Here is a 16220-nt window from a genome sequence, read left to right as displayed (position 1 = left end):
ATCTCTCAAGTCCGGCACTTTGGGAAGCGGTAGTGTGTACGTTAGGCCGACGACTTTCGCTCGCCGACTTTCATATCGTCGCGGGCTGTGGTCGCGACGACACCACCGTTGTTCTTCGACCGCATCAGGCGACCCATCGTCTGCAAGCGTTCTATGAGGTCGCTACCGTCCTCAGAGGCGCGCGTCAATTCGAGTTGCTTATACTCGGATGCGGCCTGTTGCCAGTGATGTCGCTTCGTCCCGCCGGACGGCCTTCTGCTTCCCAGAGCGCGTAGGCACGCTGATTGATCCAATCGTCCTTACTGCGTGACATGCCAGCCCCTACCAATGAAAGGAAATTGTCGCCTTCATCAAGCTGACAAATGGGCATTACGGAGTCGTTACTGCAGTGCGGAAAATTCGATCCGGCGGTCAATCTGTTCTCGCGCGAGGACCGTCAATCCTTCGGGGCGTGGCGACGCTCAGCCAACTCCACGATGATCCCGTCGGGATCACGAACGAAAGCGACCCTGTCCAGCACCTCCGAGTTGACCGCGGCACGTGGTCTTTCCTTTATCTCGACGCCAGCCGCTTCCAGCGTCGCGAAACTTTCATCAACGCTGTCAACACGAAAGGTGATATGCAGCACGCCTGATGTGGACGCCGGCAGGTCCCCGGCACGCGCGCTGCCGCCCGGCGGCGCAAATATCTCGAGCATGCCGCCACCGGCGTCAAGGAAGGCCACTTCCGTACCATTGGCCATGGTCTTGCGCAGGTGAAGGCTGAGGCCCAGGAGATCACAATAGAAGGCGAGCGACTTGTCCATATCGCCGGTCACCATGCCGACATGCTCGAAGCCTTTGATCATTGCATTAGGCTCCCGTGGCCAGGCGGCGTTCTTCTTCCGGCAGCCAGGAGTGGTAGAGCGGATGGTCGGCGAGGATAGGCAGAGGCGTCGGCAGGCCGGTGCGTTGCGAATGGTAGGCGGCTGTAACGAGCTCCAGTGAGTTGCGCGCATCCTCCAAGCTTACCGGCAACTCGCCACCGGTGGTCAATGCGTGGTGGAACAGTTCAAACTGGCGGGTATAGCCGTCCTCGTTGACAACATAGGCAGCAAGTGCTTCGTCCACGCGCCTTTGATGTTCTTCTGTCCCCGCAATGAAGGTCCACGGGTCGCGGCCCATCGTATAGGGTTCGAGAATGCTCTCGACGACAAGATCGGAGAAGCAGAACCGCAGACGGGAGATTTCCTTGCGCGATCCCAGCGTCATCGACAGCGTCGCCAGCGACCCATTCTTCATCCTTACCGACAATGCGGCCGTATCCTCGACCTGGATCGGATTGACGAGTGTCGCCCCAAAGGAGAAGACTTCAGCGCATGCGCCATGCACGTAGTTGAGCATATCGTGGGCGTGAATGGCATGGCCGAGGAGGCCGCCGCCGAGCTCGGTCACCCACTTGCCGCGCCATGGCACTGCGTAGTAGTCCGGTCCACGCCACCAATGGGTTTCGATCGTCGTCAGAAACGGGCTCCCGGTCAGTCCGAGGTCAATCAGCATCTTCAATTTCTGAAGCCCGGAGCCATAGCGGTACTGGAAGATCGGCATGAGCTTCGGGCCTTCGGCGCGCGCGACAATGCGGGCCATTTCGTCCACTTCGGCGATTGAACCAAATAGCGGCTTTTCGCAGATCACATGCTTCCCAGCCTCGATTGCCTTTCGGCAAAGCTCGAAATGCGAGCTCGGCGGTGTGCAGATGTCGATAATGTCGAGATCGGAGCGAGCGATCATCGTTTCAGCATCCTGCGTATATTCAGGAATGCCGAATTCTTCACATAGCGCCCTGCCCCGATCCTCGTCCAAAGAACATAGGACAGTGACATCAAACAATTCCTTGTTCCAGGCAAAACCCGTCAGGTGGCGTGCGGCAATGCCCGCTCCGATGACGCCGACACGAAACTTCTTGGACATGACCCGGCTCCTCAGCGATGACCCAGACGGGCAGCCTTTGCTTGTGCTTCCAGTGACAGGCGGCAGACTTCGTAGACATGATCTTGGGACATCGCCGTCTCGGTGCGGTCGCGCACATCGGCAGCAAAGGCGTCGAAATACTCGAGCTTCTCGCCGCTGCAATCGATATGGACCATTTCCTTGCCGTTGACGAGGAACAAGTGGTCCTTACCCGGACGCCCGGCGATATCAATATATTTGCGCAGTTCGATATAACCTTCGGTGCCGAGGATTGTCAGGCGGCCGTCGCCCCAGGTTGGCAGAGCTTCCGGCGTAAACCAGTCGACGCGAACGTAGCCCGACGCCCGCTCCGAGCGAAGGAGGACTTCGCCAAAATCCTGAAAAGCCGGCTTGTCCGGCATACCAAAATTGCCGACTGAGCTTGCCACCACTTCGCCGCTCGTCGAGCCTGTGTAGAAGAGGAACTGGTCGACCTGATGGGATGCAATATCGACAATGATGCCGCCGAACTGTTCGGGATCGAAGAACCAGCTTGGCCGTGTTGGCAACTGTAGCCTATGCGGTCCCATGCCGAGGGTCTGGATAACCGTGCCGATCGCGCCTTGCTTTACCAGTTTTCCCGCCTTGACTGCGGAGCGCACGCAATGACGCTCGGAAAAGCAGATCGAGAAGATTCGGCCGGTCTCGGCAACTGTGCGTCTAACCTCTTCAAGCTGGGCGAATGTGGTCACGCCAGGCTTGTCAGTCATGACATCCTTGCCGGCCTTCATGGCCCGGACGGCCAAACCTGCGCGGTCGCTTGGGATCGCGGCGATGCAGATCACGTCGATCGAGGGATCGGCGAAAATAGCGTCGCGGTCGATCTGCGGGGCGTCCGGGTAGGTCTTCTGGAATGTTTCCAGCAGTGCGGGCACTGATGTCTGTGGGCAGTATCCGGCGAATTCCGCACCTGCCGCAAGCAACCCTTTCACGTGATCAAACGTGTGTCCATGATCGATCCCGACGACGGCAAATCTCAACATAACGGCAATGTCCTCCTGGGGAGTTCATAGGGTCCGGATTGTGAGTCCGGGAACCTCCTCCGGCCGAAACAGATCCTGAAACCCAATCGCTGTCAAGATTGAATAGCTGGCGCAAGAGGCGGAGCAACCTGCTAAGTTACGGAAAATACGCGATAAAAAGTTGTATCTAAATAGTTATTTATTTGTGTGCTGTCGCTGCTTCCTCAGCACTGGCGGGGTGTTGATTTGCGCTGAGAGCTGACCCGGGACAGCGGGAAAATATCACTGAGAATTGACCCATGTTTCAATCATCCCCTGTGGTTTCAGCGGGGGCTCTGGAGTGATCGACATGGCGTTACTGAGCGTAATCCGACGCTGGCATTTTCGGGATCAGCTATCGATCCGGGAGATATGCCGCAGGACGGGCTTATCCCGGAATGCCATCCGCAAATATCTGCGTGCCGGCGGCGTTGAACCGAAGTTCAATGTTCCGGAGCGGCCGAACAAGCTTGATCCATTCGCGGATCGGCTATCCGCTTGGCTGAAGACCGAATCCAAGAAGAGCCGCAAGCAGAAGCGGACGATAAGCAGTTACATTCTGATCTGGTGAGCCTCGGCTATGATGGTTCCTACTGCCGCGTTGCAGCCTTTGCTCGAGAATGGAGATCGGACCGACAGAGAGAACTCCAGACGACAGGACGTGGCACGTTTGTCCCGCTGGCATTTGAACCGGGTGAGGCGTTCCAGTTCGACTGGTCTGAGGATTGGGCCATCATTGGTAATGAACGCAGCAAGCTGCAGGTGGCACATACAAAGCTGAGCTACAGCCGTGCCTTTATCGTCCGGGCCTACCTGCTGCAGACCCACGAGATGCTGTTCGACGCGCACAATCATGCGTTCCGCGTCTTCGGTGGAATTCCTGGCCGTGGCATCTACGACAACATGCGCACAGCGATCGACAAGGTTGGCCGTGGAAAAGAGCGTGACGTCAACGTCCGCTTCATGGCGATGGCCAGCCACTACCTGTTCGAGCCCGAGTTCTGCAATCCGGCTTCAGGTTGGGAGAAGGGGCAGGTCGAGAAGAACGTTCAGGATGCGCGTCATCGCTTCTTTCAACCGATCCCGCGCTTTCCATCATTGGAAGCCTTGAATGATTGGCTTGAGCTTCGGTGCAAGGAGTTCTGGGCAAAGACACCGCATGGTCAGGTACGCGGCACCATTGCCGACATCTGGGCTGAGGAGGCTCTGGCTCTCATGCCTGTTTCCAGGCCGTTCGATGGCTTTGTCGAATATACAAAGCGTGTCACGCCGACCTGCCTCGTGCATCTTGAGCGCAAGCGCTACAGCGTCCCGGCCTCTTTCGCCAATCACCCGGTAAGCCTTCGGGTCTATCCGGATCGTGTCGTTATCGCAGCGGAAGGTCAGATCGTCTGCGAGCATCACCGCGTCATCGATCGTTCCCATGACTGCCCGGGACAGACCATCTACGACTGGCGGCACTATCTGGCTGTCGTACAGCGCAAACCCGGCGGTCTTCGCAATGGTGCTCCGTTCGCCGAGCTACCGGACGCACTCAAGAACCTGCAGCAATACCTGCTCAAGAAGCCGGGTGGAGACAGGGAGATGGTCGATATCCTGGCGCTTGTTCTTCAGCACGATGAGCAAGCAGTCCTGTCGGCCGTCGACATGGCGCTGAAGTCCGGGGTTCCGACCAAGACTCACGTGTTGAATCTGCTGCATCGCCTTGTCGATGGCAAATCCTTCACGCCGCCGACGCTCGACGCACCCCAGGCACTGGTGCTCACCAATGAGCCTAAGGCCAATGTCGAACGCTACGACACCTTGAGAAAGACGGAGGTTCGTCATGCGTCATAACCCGGCAAGCGGTGCGATTGTCATCATGCTACGGCAATTGAAGATGCACGGCATGGCTCAAGCCGTCGGAGAGCTGACAGAACAGGGAGCGCCGGCGTTTGAAGCTGCCATTCCGATCCTGTCACAGCTTCTGAAAGCGGAAACGGCTGAACGAGAGGTGCGATCGACGGCCTACCAGCTCAAGATCGCACGCTTTCCTGCATACCGCGATCTGAACGGCTTCGACTTCGCCAGCAGCGAGATCAACGAGGCGCTCGTGCAACAGCTCCACCGCTGCGAATTCTTCGATGACGCCAATAACATTGTCCTGGTTGGCGGCCCCGGCACGGGCAAGACGCACATTGCCACGGCGATCGGTGTCCAGGCCATCGAGCATCACCACAAGCGGGTTCGGTTCTTCTCGACCGTCGTACTGGTCAACGCACTGGAACAGGAAAAGGCACAAGGTCGCTCCGGGCAGATCGCTAATCGCCTTGTCCATTCCGATCTCGTCATTCTCGACGAGCTGGGATACCTGCCATTCAGCGCGTCAGGTGGTGCGCTGCTCTTCCATCTGCTGAGCAAACTCTACGAGCGCACCAGCGTCATCATCACCACCAATCTCAGCTTCAGCGAATGGGCCAGCGTGTTCGGCGATGCAAAGATGACAACCGCGCTGCTCGACCGGCTCACCCATCATTGCCACATCCTCGAAAGCCCAAAACAGCAAAGGAGAAACGCAAGAGCTTGACCATCAAGACCGACACGCACGATATCTAAAAGGCGGGTCACTTCTCAGTGCAAATCCCCGGGTCAACTCTCAGCGCAAATCAACAGGAAGGATGCTATCCCGTAGCTAGCTCCCAAATTGAGAGGAATGCTCGTAGGTCCCACGGCGGGGTATTTTGTTTTGGCGCAACTTCTCTACCGAAGCCGCGCCAAAAATTGCCAAATCAAGCGGCCTTGAAGGACAGGCTGGACGTCCTGTAAGCAATCAAATCTTCAATGGTAATAAGGTGAAGACCGTGTCTCTCGGCAAACACTTCCAGCTCTGGTAGCCGAGCCATCGTTCCGTCGTCGTTTGCCACTTCGCAGATCACGCCCGATGGAGAGAGACCAGCAAGCCGGGCAAGGTCAACCGCCGCTTCTGTGTGGCCTGGACGCGAAAGAACCCCGTTTGGATGGGCTCTAAGCGGGAAGATATGTCCTGGACGTGCAAAATCCTCGGGACGGGAACCGTCGGTGACGAGAGCCCTGACGGTCGCTGCGCGATCGGCAGCGGAAATCCCGGTAGTTGTTTCTGGGATATAGTCCACTGACACAGTGAACGCCGTTTTGAGTACTTCGGTATTGCGCGGAACCATCAGGGGAATATCGAGTTCATCGAGCCTCTCGCCCTCCATCGCGACACAGATGAGGCCACGGGCGTAGTTCATCATGAACGCAATCGATTGGGGAGTAACTGCCTCGGAGGCAATCACGAGGTCCCCTTCGTTTTCACGGTCGCGGTCATCGACTACAACGACGATTTCGCCACGCGCAATCGCGGCGATCGCATCATCAATCTTGGAAATTGCCATTCTCTTCTGCCTTTCAAGGGTTGCCGCGGGAGCGGCGAGCATGGCCTTTAACAGCCACAATTTTCCCTTGGGCGAACAAGCATACAAGTCGTCGTCGAACACGGCGACCCCTGCGTTGCTCTCTTCCATCCGGACTATGACCGTCGGCTCCGGCATCTCACCGGATCTGCTGACCCTTCGCTTTCACGAAAGCGCTCGCGGGCTCCGAGTTGCCTCGATACCGCCGGTGGGGAGTTACACCCCGCCCTGAGAACATGAGTAACATAGACATTCACTGTATCAGATCGCAAGAGGAACGGTGCGATAAACTCGCGAAAAAAACCTTCGCGCCATAAACGCACCGTTCCCCATTGTCGAACGGGGGGGCTAGGACATGATCAAGCCACCATCAACATTGATCGTCTGGCCAGTGATGTAAGTGGCATCGTCGCTAGCAAGGAAGGTGACGAGGCCAGCAACGTCCTCGCCCGATCCGGCACGCTTCATAGGAATACCTTCAACCCATTCCTTCATCAACTCGCCCGGGCCATAATTGCCGAGCAGCTTGCCCCAAGCCTGATCGTTGTAGGCCCACATATCTGTCTCTATGATACCTGGGCAGAAGGCGTTTACGGTGATGTTTTCCTTTGCCACCTCTTTGGCGAGACTTTGAGTGATGCCAACAACGCCCATCTTTGAGGCAGCATAGTGCGGGGTGAAGATGAAACCGTCACGCGCCTGACCCGACGCTGTATTGATGATACGGCCACCACGTCCATGCTTGCGCATCCGCAAAATCGCTTCCTGTGCACACAGGAAGACGCCTTTAGTGTTAACCGCCAGGACCTTGTCCCATTCGCCTTCGGTCATATCCTCGATACGGGCAATCGTAATGACGCCTGCGTTCTGGATCGATACGTCGATGCTGCCGAATTCCTTTTCCGCCGCGTCGTAGAGTGCTTTAACGCTGGCCTTATCGGTGACGTCTCCGACGAACGAGATAGCTTTGCCACCGTCCGACTTGATCTGCTCAGCGACGGCATGGACCGAATCTTCGTTGGCGGAAACCACGAGGTTGGCTCCTTCTCGCGCGAACCGCTTGGCGATTGCAGCACCAATACCGCGGCTTCCGCCGGTGATGACGACAGTCTTGTTTTCGAAGCGTCTCATAGTCTTTCCTTCTGATTGTCTGACGATGTTGAAGCTCAAAAGCGGCAGCCGAAATTCGCTAGGCTGCCATCAGGAGGCGGCCAAAATGATCTCGGCAAAATCTGCAGCCTTCAATGAAGCGCCTCCAACCAGGGCTCCGTTCACGTTGGCGATCCTGAGGATATCGGCAGCATTTGAAGCCTTTACCGAACCCCCATAGAGAATTCTCACCTCACGACCGTCCTCGCCTAGACGCTCTTCGAGCATCCGCCTGATGGAGGCATGGATCTCCTCGATCTGCTCCAAGGTCGGAACAAGGCCAGTTCCTATCGCCCAGACGGGCTCGTATGCGATTGCCATGTTGGAGCTTGAGGCACCAGCCGGAATTGACCCACGCAATTGCCCATCGATGATCTCAACTGCTTTCCCCTGGTCGCGCTCACTGCGGGTCTCACCTACGCAGATGATCGCCGTCAGTCCGGCCTTTTGAGCCGTAGTCGCCTTGCTGGCAACCGTAGCGTCGGTTTCATGATGTAACACGCGACGTTCGGAATGGCCGACAATTACGAAACGAGCACCCGCATCTGCAACCATTTCTGCTGAGACATCCCCAGTGTGTGCACCTGAAATTTGCGGGTGGCAGTCCTGGGCGCCGATTACAATGTTCGACCCATTGGACAGCACAGAAGCTTTTTCAATCAGCGTGAAGGGCGGGCAGACGACGATATCGCACGCCGCCGTGCCCGTTAGTCCCTTCAGCGCCTCGATCTCAGCCAGGGAGGAAGCGAGACCGTTCATTTTCCAGTTGCCTGCAATAAGCTTTCTCATGGCATCACCAGCAGCAGAACCCACCGTCGACGAGGAGGTCGACGCCGGTCACGAAACTTGCAGCATTCGACAAAAGGAACACAGCTGGACCTACCATCTCATCGACCGTTGCCATACGCTGCATCGGTGTCTGCTCTTCAAACAGCTTTGTCTGATGAACCATCTCCGGTCGTGTGTTCATAGGCGTCGCAGTGTACCCAGGAGAAATCGTGTTGACACGGATCCCGCGCTCCACCCACTCCATCGCCAACGACTTCGACATATGAATTACGCCTGCTTTGGAGGCGTTATAGTGTGCTTGGCTCAGTCCCCGGTTGACGATCACGCCAGACATTGACGCAATGTTGACGATGGCGCCTCGCCCGTTCTTCAGCATCGCGCGAGCCTCGGCTTGGCAGGAAAGAAAGACGCCCTTGAGATTAATATCCATCAACGTCTGATACTGGTCCTCCTCCATCTCTTCCGCGGGATTGGCGTTGGCTATACCAGCCGCGTTGACAGCAAGTTCCAATGGGCCCAATTCATCCTCTGTCCGCGCTACAGCCTCGCCGAGAGATGACTTGCTGGTGACGTCAGCCGCGATTTGTAGTGAACGTCGACCGGCAGCCTGAATGAACCTAGCTGTATTGGCTAGACCGTCATCTGTGCGACGATCAAGCAGCGCTACGTCTGCACCGCACTGCGCAAGACCGATAGCGATACGCTGGCCAATTCCGCTTCCTGCGCCGGTCACGAGGGCAACCTGGCCGCTGAGATCGAATAGCTTTGGGGCGTTCAGAGAGATGTCGGACATCGCTCTTCCTTTCTATAACTGCATTGTTTCGACTATTTAGATTGTCGCTAGTTCCATGACGGAGACATCGTTCGCCTCGTCACGGTTGAGAATTCCTGCCTGCTTGCCCTGCGCGAGGACCAAGATGCGGTTCGATACCCCGAGAACTTCCTCGAGGTCCGAGCTGACGACGATGACCGCAACACCCTGTTTGGCGAGATTCGCAATGATGTCGTAGATACCCGCGCGGGCGCCGACATCGATGCCCCGGGTAGGCTCGTCGAGGACAACAACCTTCGGATCGCGCATCAGCCATTTGGCGATGACTACTTTTTGCTGATTACCGCCCGAGAGGTCGGAGGCATACTGCTCCGCCCGACCTTTCACGCCAAACTTGGCGACGGCCTTCTCTGCGAATGTACGCTTAGCGCCTGGCGTGATCCAACCACCACCCAGCTTGTCCAGATTGGCGTAAATTATATTCTCGCCGATCTTGTGACCCACGACCAGCCCTTGATCCTTGCGATCCTCCGGAACCATGGCAATGCCCTTGGCAATCGCGTCGGCTGGGTCGCGCAGTGTGAGCTCTTGACCTTCGAGCTTTATCGAGCCTGCGCTGATCGGATCCGCTCCAGATATGGCACGAACTAGTTCAGTACGACCCGCTCCCACCAGTCCAGCAATCCCGAGGATCTCGCCCGCCTTGACGTCAAAGGTCACGTCGCGAAATGAATTTTCAGGCGAACTCAAACCCGAGACCTGCAGCACAGGTCGGTCGGTCGGTACTGGGAGCGTCGGAAACATCCGTTCGAGCGAGCGTCCGACCATGCTCTCGACGATGGTGCGGACGGGAGTGGAGCTGTCCGCAAATTCCTGCACGCGCTCGCCGTCACGCAACACCACGATCCTGTCGGTGATTTTCTTGATCTCCTCCATGCGGTGAGAGATGTAGATGATGCCGACGCCCTCCGAGCGGAGCTTTCGGACCTGCTCGAATAGAGCCTCGGTCTCCGCGCCGCCAAGGGCAGCCGTCGGTTCGTCGAGGATCAGCAGCTTGGCATTGAGAGCAAGTGCCTTGGCGATCTCTATGAGTTGTTGATTTGCCGTAGAAAGTCCCTCGACCTTCCGGGTCGCAGGAATATGCAGGTTGAGGCGGGCCAGCTGTTCTTGGGCGCGGCGGACCATCTGCGCACGATCAACAACACCGTTCTTCATTGGCCAACGGCCAATGAAGACGTTTTCTGCAATGGAGAGCTGTGGCAAGAGTTGCAGTTCCTGATGGATCAGGACAACGCCCTTGTCGATCGCCTCTCTTGGGGTGGCTGGGGCATAGGACTGCCCCAGCCAAGTCATGGATCCTTCGGATGGCGTGCGCGACCCGGCGATGATGCCGGAGAGCGTTGACTTTCCCGCTCCGTTCTCCCCGAGAAGTGCGACCACTTCGCCGGGATAGACATCCAGGCTGACGTTCTTCAAGACCTGAAGTGGTCCGTAGCGCTTGGATATGCCTCTTAGTGAAAGAACCGGATCAGTCATGGCACACCTCCTCAAGATCTAAACGCTGTTACGGGTGATTGGCGATAAAGCCTGCGACGTTTTCCTTGGTCGTCAGCGTCGCGTCGAGGAGTTGCACTGGCGGCACCTTTTCACCAGCGACAAGCTTTGCGGCGTTTTCGACAGCGTCCCGGCCCATTTTCTGTGTCTGCTGTGTGGCAGTTACGTCAAAGACGCCCTTGCTCAACGCTTCAAGGGCAGCAGTATCACCATCGAAGCCACCGACCACTATCTTCTGGGAAGGGTTGGCGACTTTGATCGCCTGGGCAGCCCCGAGCGCAAGTGCGTCGGCCTGGGCGAAGACGATTGAGACGTCAGGATTTGCCTGCAGCATGTTCTGCATGATCTGGAAGCCTTCGTCCTGGCTCCAGATGTTCGAGTACTGCTCGGCAACGACCTTTACATCAGGGTTAGCCTTGAGCGATTCAGCGCAACCCTTGGAACGGTCGACTTCTGGCGTTGTCCCCTTCTGGCCGTGGATGATAACCATCTTACCCTTGCCGCCAGCCTGCTTGAGAATGTAGTCGCAGACGTTCTTCGCGGATGCCACCGAATCCGTTGCCAAGAAGGTGTCGCCAGGTGCACCGTCGGCGTTTCGATCGACGTTGACCACAGGAACACCCGCACTCTTGGCGAGCTTGACTGGAACGGTTGCGGCGGCAGCGCCTGCCGGAATGTAGATCAGTGCGTCGATGTTCTGTGTCAGAAGGTCCTGGATCTGGTTGACCTGTGTTGGGCCGTCGCCCTTCGCGTCGACCGTTACGACCTCGATGCCACGCTTTTTGGCCTCGGCCTCTACCGATTGTTTAATCTGGTTGAAAAAGTTTGCCTGCAGGTTGGCAACGGCCAAGCCTACTTTCTTTAGTTCAGCCGCATGAACGGGGCTGAGCGCGAGACCGAGCAGGGCGGCAGACGCGAGCATGGTACGTGCAATTTTCATAGTAGTTCCTCCGTTGTTGGATACGACCCTCGGGTAATCCTCCCCCTTGGGGTATTGATCCGCCCCAGGCATGGGACGGAATTCCTGAGGCCGCCGATCTGCGGCAGCCGTCGTCAGGCGCGACGCCGACGAATGGTCTCTGCGCCGACAGCAAGGACGATGACGATGCCGATGATTACTTGCTGCAGAAACGGCGAAACATTGAGAAGGTTGAGCCCATTGCGAAGAACCCCGATGATCAGGACGCCGATGAGCGTGCCACCGATTCCTCCGGCGCCTCCGGAAAGTGACGTCCCGCCAATTACAACTGCGGCAATGGTATCCAGTTCGTAGCCGAAACCGCTGGAGGGCTGCACCGAGTCCAGGCGTGCGGCAAGTACGATACCTGCGAGACCGGCGAGGACCGCGCTTACGACGTAGACGCCAATCGTCACGAGCTTGACGTTGATACCAGCGAGACGTGCCACTTCTGGGTTTCCGCCGACTGCATAGAGCATTCGGCCTTCCGAACGAAAGTGCAGGAAGAGCCAAGCCACGAGGACCACAGCAAGCATCAGGAAAACGGTTGCTGTAAGAACTCCAAAGTGCCGGTCGATAGCTAGCATCATGAACCAGTCTGGAAAGCCGACGATCTGCTGGCCGTCCGTAATCATGTTCGCCACCCCGCGTGCAGCCGACATCATCGCCAAAGTAGCGATGAACGCCGGGACCCTGAACTGCGTAACAAGTAGCCCCACAATCAGGCCAGAGATCGCTGATGCGATAAGCCCAAACACGATCCCTATTGGAAGCGGCAGACCCGCGACGTTTGCAGTCCAGCCCATCACCATCATGGCAAGGGCGAGCACCGAGCCGACAGAAAGGTCGATACCCCCGATGAGGATAACGAACGTCATCCCGACCGCCATAATCCCGAGCACGGTGATCTGATCGAGAATGTTCAGACCGTTTCGGACGGAAAGAAATGCGTCAGTGCTGAAGCTAAGAAAGATGCAAAGCGCGAGCAGGCCCACAAGCGGACCGGTAGCTCCCTTTAGCTTGCTTAGCCAGTTCCCGGACGGAAGTCGCTGTTCATGGATATCGAGCGCCACCATCGTTCCTCCCTAGATCTAGGTTGGTAGCCAATAATCGTTCAGGTACGCATAAATATTCATACCTGCTGGAAAATTCATTAACAAGTTGCTTAGGCGGTGTCAACTCGTTTTGATTAGGGTCCATTCGCGCAACCTTCACCGAGAGGGCTTGACTAAATCGGAACTTGTGCAAAAATATTGATATGTGAATATTTATGCATGAGAGAGGAAATCATGGATATCCAAGAGCTAGAGCGGAAGGCTCGCGAGATAAGATTGCGCGATCTTCAGGCGGTCTTTGAAGCTGGCGCCGGTCACATCGGCGGCGAGATGTCGGTAATCGACATTCTGACGGCTCTCTATTTCCGCGTGCTGAAGATCTGGCCCGAACAGCCAAAGAACCCAGACCGCGACAGGTTCGTACTGTCAAAGGGGCATACGGCGTGCGCACTGTACGTGACCCTTGCGAAGCGAGGCTTCATCCCGGAAGAGGAAATCGCGACATTTCTGAAGCCCCATTCGAGGCTCAACGGTCATCCGAACTGCAACAAGGTTCCTGGTGTCGAGACGAACACGGGTCCTCTGGGCCACGGCTTGCCAGTCTCGGTCGGCATGGCGAAGGCCGCAAAGCTTTCTGGCGCCACGTATCACACCTATGTCGTCACCGGCGACGGAGAGATGCAGGAAGGCTCGAACTGGGAAGCCATCATGGCTGCAGCACAATTCAAGCTGGACAACCTTACGCTTATTATCGACCACAACAGGTTTCAGCAGGGCGCGGCCTTGGCGGATACGAACGATCTTGCACCCCTTCGCCCAAAACTCGAAGCTTTCGGCTGGGAGGTCACAGAAATCAACGGAAACGATATGAGCGAGGTCGTCTCAGCGCTAGAGCATCGCGGGACAGGGCCGCATTGCATCGTTGCTCACACCAACAAGGGTCATGGAATTTCGTTCATGCAGGACAAAGTCGACTGGCATCACAAAGTTCCGAGCAAGGAACAATATGAAATTGCTTTGGCAGAACTATCGGAGGCAGTGTGATGAACGCACCAGTAGCCACACCAAAGCTCTATGATTGCCGCGATGCGTTCGCAGCGACCCTCGAGCGCCTGGCAACAGAGAATGAAACTATCGTTGCGGTTTGCAACGATTCCGTGGGTTCGTCGAAGCTCGGAGGTTTCAAATCAAAGTTTGCGGAGCGCCTGGTAAACGTCGGGATAGCGGAGCAGAATATGGTCGGTGTTGGAGCTGGCCTGGCAAATGGGGGGCGCATTCCCTACGTTTGCGGCGCATCGCCCTTTCTTACTGGGCGGTCGCTCGAGCAAATCAAGGCCGACATCTCCTACTCGAATGCAAATGTGAAGCTCGTTGGTATTTCTTCCGGGATGGCCTATGGCGAACTCGGCCCAACGCATCATTCTATCGAGGACTTCGCTTGGACCCGCGTCCTGCCCAATCTTCCAGTGATCGCGCCCTGCGACAGGATTGAGACCGCAGCGGCGGTCGAATGGGCGGCGACCTATGCGGGACCGTGTTTCCTGCGCCTGTCACGCGTTGGCGTTCCGGACCTTCTCCCGGAGGGCCATAAGTTCGAATTGGGCAAAGCGAACCTGTTGCGTGAAGGATCGGATGTCACGCTCATTGCCAACGGGACCCTCACTCATCGCATCGTGAAGGCCGCAGAAATTCTTTCTGAGCGCGGTGTAAGCGCCCGGGTCCTCAATCTTGCTACAGTTCGTCCAATCGACGAAGAGGCGATCATCAAAGCGGCTAAGGAAACAGGCGCCATTGTAACGGCCGAAGAACATTCCATCTTCGGTGGACTCGGTTCCGCGGTAGCCGAAGTGGTGGTCGACAACGCTCCTGTTCCAATGAAGCGTCTTGGCGTGCCGGGGATTTACGCGCCGACCGGGTCGGCCGAGTTCCTGCTCGATGAGTTTGGCATGGCCCCGACCGCAATCGCCGATGCCGCCGAAGCTTTGATCAAGCGTAAGTAGCCTGGACGGCAACTGCCAAACCGGGGCGCCGGTGCTTGCCGCCCCGGTTCATGTAATTCGGAGGAAATCATGCGGGCTATTCTTGCTATCGACCAGGGAACAACCAATTCAAAGGCGGTTCTCGTTAGTGAAGTGGGAGAAGCGGTGGCGAGGGGCTCGGCTCCTGTCGGCATCTCCTATCCCAAGCCTGGCTGGGTGGAGCAAGATCCTCGTCGCCTCTACGCATCCGTCTGCGAGGCAGTCGAAGCCTGCTTGGCAGCGGCGCCTGGCGTCACGGTGGAGGCAGTCGCCATCTCCAATCAAAGGGAGTCGGTTACCGCGTGGGATGCGGAAACTGGTGAACCGCTTGGTCCTGTCGTTAGCTGGCAGTGCCGCCGCACTGCCTCAGACTGTGAGCGCTTGGTCGCCCAAGGGCGTCTTGATCGTGTGCAAACGCTCACCGGTCTTCCGCTTGATCCAATGTTCCCAGGTTCCAAATTTCGGTGGCTCCTCGACCGCGTGCCTACCGCTCGCCCGGTCCGCTTGGGAACAATCGACAGTTGGCTCATACATTGCCTGACCAATGGGGACCGCCATGTCTGTGACGCGTCGAACGCGGCAAGAAGTCAATTGTTCGATCTCAAGCAGCAAAAGTGGAGCGAGGAACTCGGTGAGATCTTTGGAGTCGATACATCGCTTTTGCCCGAGGTGCTGGATAGCTCGGCAGATTTTGGAGCGACCAAGGGGCTTCCAGGGGTACCCGACGGCACTCCCATCAGGTCCGCGATCGGGGACAGTCATGCGGCTTTGTTCGGGCACGGCGCGTTCAAGCCGGGAGACGGCAAGATAACGTTTGGAACGGGCTCGTCGGTAATGACGACACTTCCGCGCTTCATTGCGCCCCAGAACGGTGTCACGACCACCGTCGCGTGGCGTATCAACGGAACACCCACGTTCGCTTTCGAGGGCAATATTCTGGTTTCAGCAGCCAGTCTGCCTTGGATGGCTGGCATTCTTGGCCTGCCAGACGTGGCAGCGCTCGTCCATCTGGCGGAGACCGCAGAGCCGGGCGGACCCGGTTTTGTGCCAGCTTTTGTTGGACTAGGTGCACCCTACTGGAACTCTGATGCCCGGGCCCTATTCTCGCAGATCAACTTCAGCACGACGCGTGCGCAGATGGCACGAGCAGTGACCGACTCGATCGCTCTCCAAGTCAACGATGTGATCACGGCGATGCGGAAACAGAGTGGTGGAGTACTTGGCGCCCTTTATGTGGACGGTGGTCCCAGCCAGAATCGGTTCCTGATGCAGTGCGTGTCGAACCTCATCGAACATACGGTCATCCAATGCGAAGCCCCAGAAGCATCGGCGCTTGGCGCCGCCTATTTGGCGGGTTTGTCCCTTGGGTTATGGCGCGATCTGTCTGTCATCGAGAGACTTCCCAGAACCACACAATTCATCTCGCCGGTGACTGTCGATCGAAAAGACCTTCTCAATACTTGGAATGATGCGCTTCACCGCTCGACTGGTAGTCAAACACCGGCTACATGTGAATAAAAATT

Annotated in this window: 16 protein-coding genes, 1 pseudogene and 1 riboswitch; of the genes and pseudogenes, 5 read left to right on the top strand and 12 right to left on the bottom strand. The window is 57.1% G+C overall.

Annotated features, from left to right (window positions below):
* Nucleotides 1–41 precede the first annotated feature (41 nt).
* The 5 genes from JNB88_RS34555 to JNB88_RS07795 all read right to left on the bottom strand — a co-directional run bounded on the left by JNB88_RS34555 (nucleotide 42) and on the right by JNB88_RS07795 (nucleotide 2971).
* Complete coding sequence (locus JNB88_RS34555; RefSeq protein ID WP_420832171.1) at nucleotides 42–188, bottom strand: hypothetical protein; 147 nt, start codon at nucleotides 186–188, stop codon at nucleotides 42–44.
* Entirely contained in the window at nucleotides 185–313 is a 129-nt protein-coding gene (locus JNB88_RS34550) for a DUF2934 domain-containing protein (RefSeq protein WP_420832170.1), read from the bottom strand. The genes JNB88_RS34555 and JNB88_RS34550 overlap by 4 nt, the downstream gene beginning before the upstream one ends.
* Before the next feature lie 123 nt (nucleotides 314–436).
* On the bottom strand, nucleotides 437–847 hold the full coding sequence (locus tag JNB88_RS07805) for a VOC family protein (RefSeq protein WP_220354953.1): 411 nt from the start codon (nucleotides 845–847) through the stop codon (nucleotides 437–439).
* Between the two features lie 4 nt (nucleotides 848–851).
* Nucleotides 852–1949, bottom strand: coding sequence for a Gfo/Idh/MocA family protein (locus JNB88_RS07800; protein WP_220354952.1), 1098 nt, complete (start codon nucleotides 1947–1949; stop codon nucleotides 852–854).
* A gap of 11 nt (nucleotides 1950–1960) precedes the next feature.
* Nucleotides 1961–2971: a Gfo/Idh/MocA family protein gene (locus tag JNB88_RS07795; protein ID WP_220354951.1), complete on the bottom strand. Its 1011-nt coding sequence runs from the start codon at nucleotides 2969–2971 to the stop codon at nucleotides 1961–1963.
* Nucleotides 2972–3299: 328 nt separating this feature from the next.
* On the opposite strand from JNB88_RS07795, the pseudogene istA reads away from it, so the two are divergent.
* Nucleotides 3300–4825: pseudogene (gene istA / locus JNB88_RS07790) on the top strand (IS21 family transposase).
* A complete protein-coding gene (gene istB / locus JNB88_RS07785) occupies nucleotides 4815–5555 on the top strand; it encodes an IS21-like element helper ATPase IstB (RefSeq protein WP_220354950.1) in 741 nt (246 codons plus the stop codon). Before istA ends, istB begins: the two are co-directional and overlap by 11 nt.
* Nucleotides 5556–5757: 202 nt before the next feature.
* On the opposite strand, the gene ribB is transcribed toward istB, so the two are convergent.
* The 7 genes from ribB to JNB88_RS07750 all read right to left on the bottom strand — a co-directional run bounded on the left by ribB (nucleotide 5758) and on the right by JNB88_RS07750 (nucleotide 12700).
* Nucleotides 5758–6384 carry a 3,4-dihydroxy-2-butanone-4-phosphate synthase gene (gene ribB / locus JNB88_RS07780; RefSeq protein ID WP_220354949.1) on the bottom strand — a complete coding sequence of 209 codons (627 nt, stop codon included), beginning with the start codon at nucleotides 6382–6384 and terminating at the stop codon, nucleotides 5758–5760.
* 113 nt (nucleotides 6385–6497) lie between these two features.
* Nucleotides 6498–6642: riboswitch (FMN riboswitch) on the bottom strand.
* 108 nt (nucleotides 6643–6750) lie between these two features.
* Entirely contained in the window at nucleotides 6751–7533 is a 783-nt protein-coding gene (locus tag JNB88_RS07775) for a glucose 1-dehydrogenase (RefSeq protein ID WP_220354948.1), read from the bottom strand.
* A 69-nt stretch (nucleotides 7534–7602) separates the two neighbouring features.
* Nucleotides 7603–8340 (bottom strand): triose-phosphate isomerase, encoded by a 738-nt coding sequence (gene tpiA, locus JNB88_RS07770; protein WP_220354947.1) that lies wholly within the window; start codon nucleotides 8338–8340, stop codon nucleotides 7603–7605.
* A gap of 4 nt (nucleotides 8341–8344) precedes the next feature.
* A complete protein-coding gene (locus JNB88_RS07765; protein ID WP_220354946.1) occupies nucleotides 8345–9133 on the bottom strand; it encodes an SDR family oxidoreductase in 789 nt (262 codons plus the stop codon).
* A gap of 36 nt (nucleotides 9134–9169) precedes the next feature.
* Entirely contained in the window at nucleotides 9170–10648 is a 1479-nt protein-coding gene (locus JNB88_RS07760; RefSeq protein ID WP_220354945.1) for a sugar ABC transporter ATP-binding protein, read from the bottom strand.
* A 28-nt stretch (nucleotides 10649–10676) separates the two neighbouring features.
* The gene (locus JNB88_RS07755) at nucleotides 10677–11606 is read right to left on the bottom strand and encodes a sugar ABC transporter substrate-binding protein (RefSeq protein WP_220354944.1); all 930 of its coding nucleotides are present in this window, start codon (nucleotides 11604–11606) and stop codon (nucleotides 10677–10679) included.
* A gap of 113 nt (nucleotides 11607–11719) precedes the next feature.
* The gene (locus JNB88_RS07750) at nucleotides 11720–12700 is read right to left on the bottom strand and encodes an ABC transporter permease (protein ID WP_220354943.1); all 981 of its coding nucleotides are present in this window, start codon (nucleotides 12698–12700) and stop codon (nucleotides 11720–11722) included.
* Between the two features lie 213 nt (nucleotides 12701–12913).
* Here JNB88_RS07750 and JNB88_RS07745 point away from each other — a divergent pair, with 213 nt between their 5' ends.
* From JNB88_RS07745 to JNB88_RS07735, 3 genes are all read left to right on the top strand, one after another.
* On the top strand, nucleotides 12914–13723 hold the full coding sequence (locus tag JNB88_RS07745) for a transketolase (protein WP_220354942.1): 810 nt from the start codon (nucleotides 12914–12916) through the stop codon (nucleotides 13721–13723).
* Complete coding sequence (locus JNB88_RS07740) at nucleotides 13723–14679, top strand: transketolase family protein (protein ID WP_220354941.1); 957 nt, start codon at nucleotides 13723–13725, stop codon at nucleotides 14677–14679. The genes JNB88_RS07745 and JNB88_RS07740 overlap by 1 nt, the downstream gene beginning before the upstream one ends.
* A gap of 69 nt (nucleotides 14680–14748) precedes the next feature.
* The gene (locus tag JNB88_RS07735) at nucleotides 14749–16215 is read left to right on the top strand and encodes an FGGY family carbohydrate kinase (protein WP_220354940.1); all 1467 of its coding nucleotides are present in this window, start codon (nucleotides 14749–14751) and stop codon (nucleotides 16213–16215) included.
* Nucleotides 16216–16220 lie beyond the last annotated feature (5 nt).

Origin of the sequence: Rhizobium cauense (genome assembly GCF_019511525.1) — a bacterium.
In the GTDB taxonomy this organism is placed as follows: Bacteria; Pseudomonadota; Alphaproteobacteria; order Rhizobiales; family Rhizobiaceae; genus Rhizobium; species Rhizobium cauense.
Note: the sequence above shows the minus strand (reverse complement) of the source record. Positions and strands in the feature narration are given on the sequence as shown.

What these genes read in the sequence shown, in the direction of transcription:
- JNB88_RS34550 (WP_420832170.1), bottom strand. Translation starts at nt 313, where the DNA reads ATGTCACGCAGTAAGGACGATTGGATCAATCAGCGTGCCTACGCGCTC.
- JNB88_RS07805 (WP_220354953.1), bottom strand. Translation starts at nt 847, where the DNA reads ATGATCAAAGGCTTCGAGCATGTCGGCATGGTGACCGGCGATATGGAC.
- JNB88_RS07800 (WP_220354952.1), bottom strand. Translation starts at nt 1,949, where the DNA reads ATGTCCAAGAAGTTTCGTGTCGGCGTCATCGGAGCGGGCATTGCCGCA.
- JNB88_RS07795 (WP_220354951.1), bottom strand. Translation starts at nt 2,971, where the DNA reads ATGTTGAGATTTGCCGTCGTCGGGATCGATCATGGACACACGTTTGAT.
- istB (WP_220354950.1), top strand. Translation starts at nt 4,815, where the DNA reads ATGCGTCATAACCCGGCAAGCGGTGCGATTGTCATCATGCTACGGCAA.
- ribB (WP_220354949.1), bottom strand. Translation starts at nt 6,384, where the DNA reads ATGGCAATTTCCAAGATTGATGATGCGATCGCCGCGATTGCGCGTGGC.
- JNB88_RS07775 (WP_220354948.1), bottom strand. Translation starts at nt 7,533, where the DNA reads ATGAGACGCTTCGAAAACAAGACTGTCGTCATCACCGGCGGAAGCCGC.
- tpiA (WP_220354947.1), bottom strand. Translation starts at nt 8,340, where the DNA reads ATGAGAAAGCTTATTGCAGGCAACTGGAAAATGAACGGTCTCGCTTCC.
- JNB88_RS07765 (WP_220354946.1), bottom strand. Translation starts at nt 9,133, where the DNA reads ATGTCCGACATCTCTCTGAACGCCCCAAAGCTATTCGATCTCAGCGGC.
- JNB88_RS07760 (WP_220354945.1), bottom strand. Translation starts at nt 10,648, where the DNA reads ATGACTGATCCGGTTCTTTCACTAAGAGGCATATCCAAGCGCTACGGA.
- JNB88_RS07755 (WP_220354944.1), bottom strand. Translation starts at nt 11,606, where the DNA reads ATGAAAATTGCACGTACCATGCTCGCGTCTGCCGCCCTGCTCGGTCTC.
- JNB88_RS07750 (WP_220354943.1), bottom strand. Translation starts at nt 12,700, where the DNA reads ATGGTGGCGCTCGATATCCATGAACAGCGACTTCCGTCCGGGAACTGG.
- JNB88_RS07745 (WP_220354942.1), top strand. Translation starts at nt 12,914, where the DNA reads ATGGATATCCAAGAGCTAGAGCGGAAGGCTCGCGAGATAAGATTGCGC.
- JNB88_RS07740 (WP_220354941.1), top strand. Translation starts at nt 13,723, where the DNA reads ATGAACGCACCAGTAGCCACACCAAAGCTCTATGATTGCCGCGATGCG.
- JNB88_RS07735 (WP_220354940.1), top strand. Translation starts at nt 14,749, where the DNA reads ATGCGGGCTATTCTTGCTATCGACCAGGGAACAACCAATTCAAAGGCG.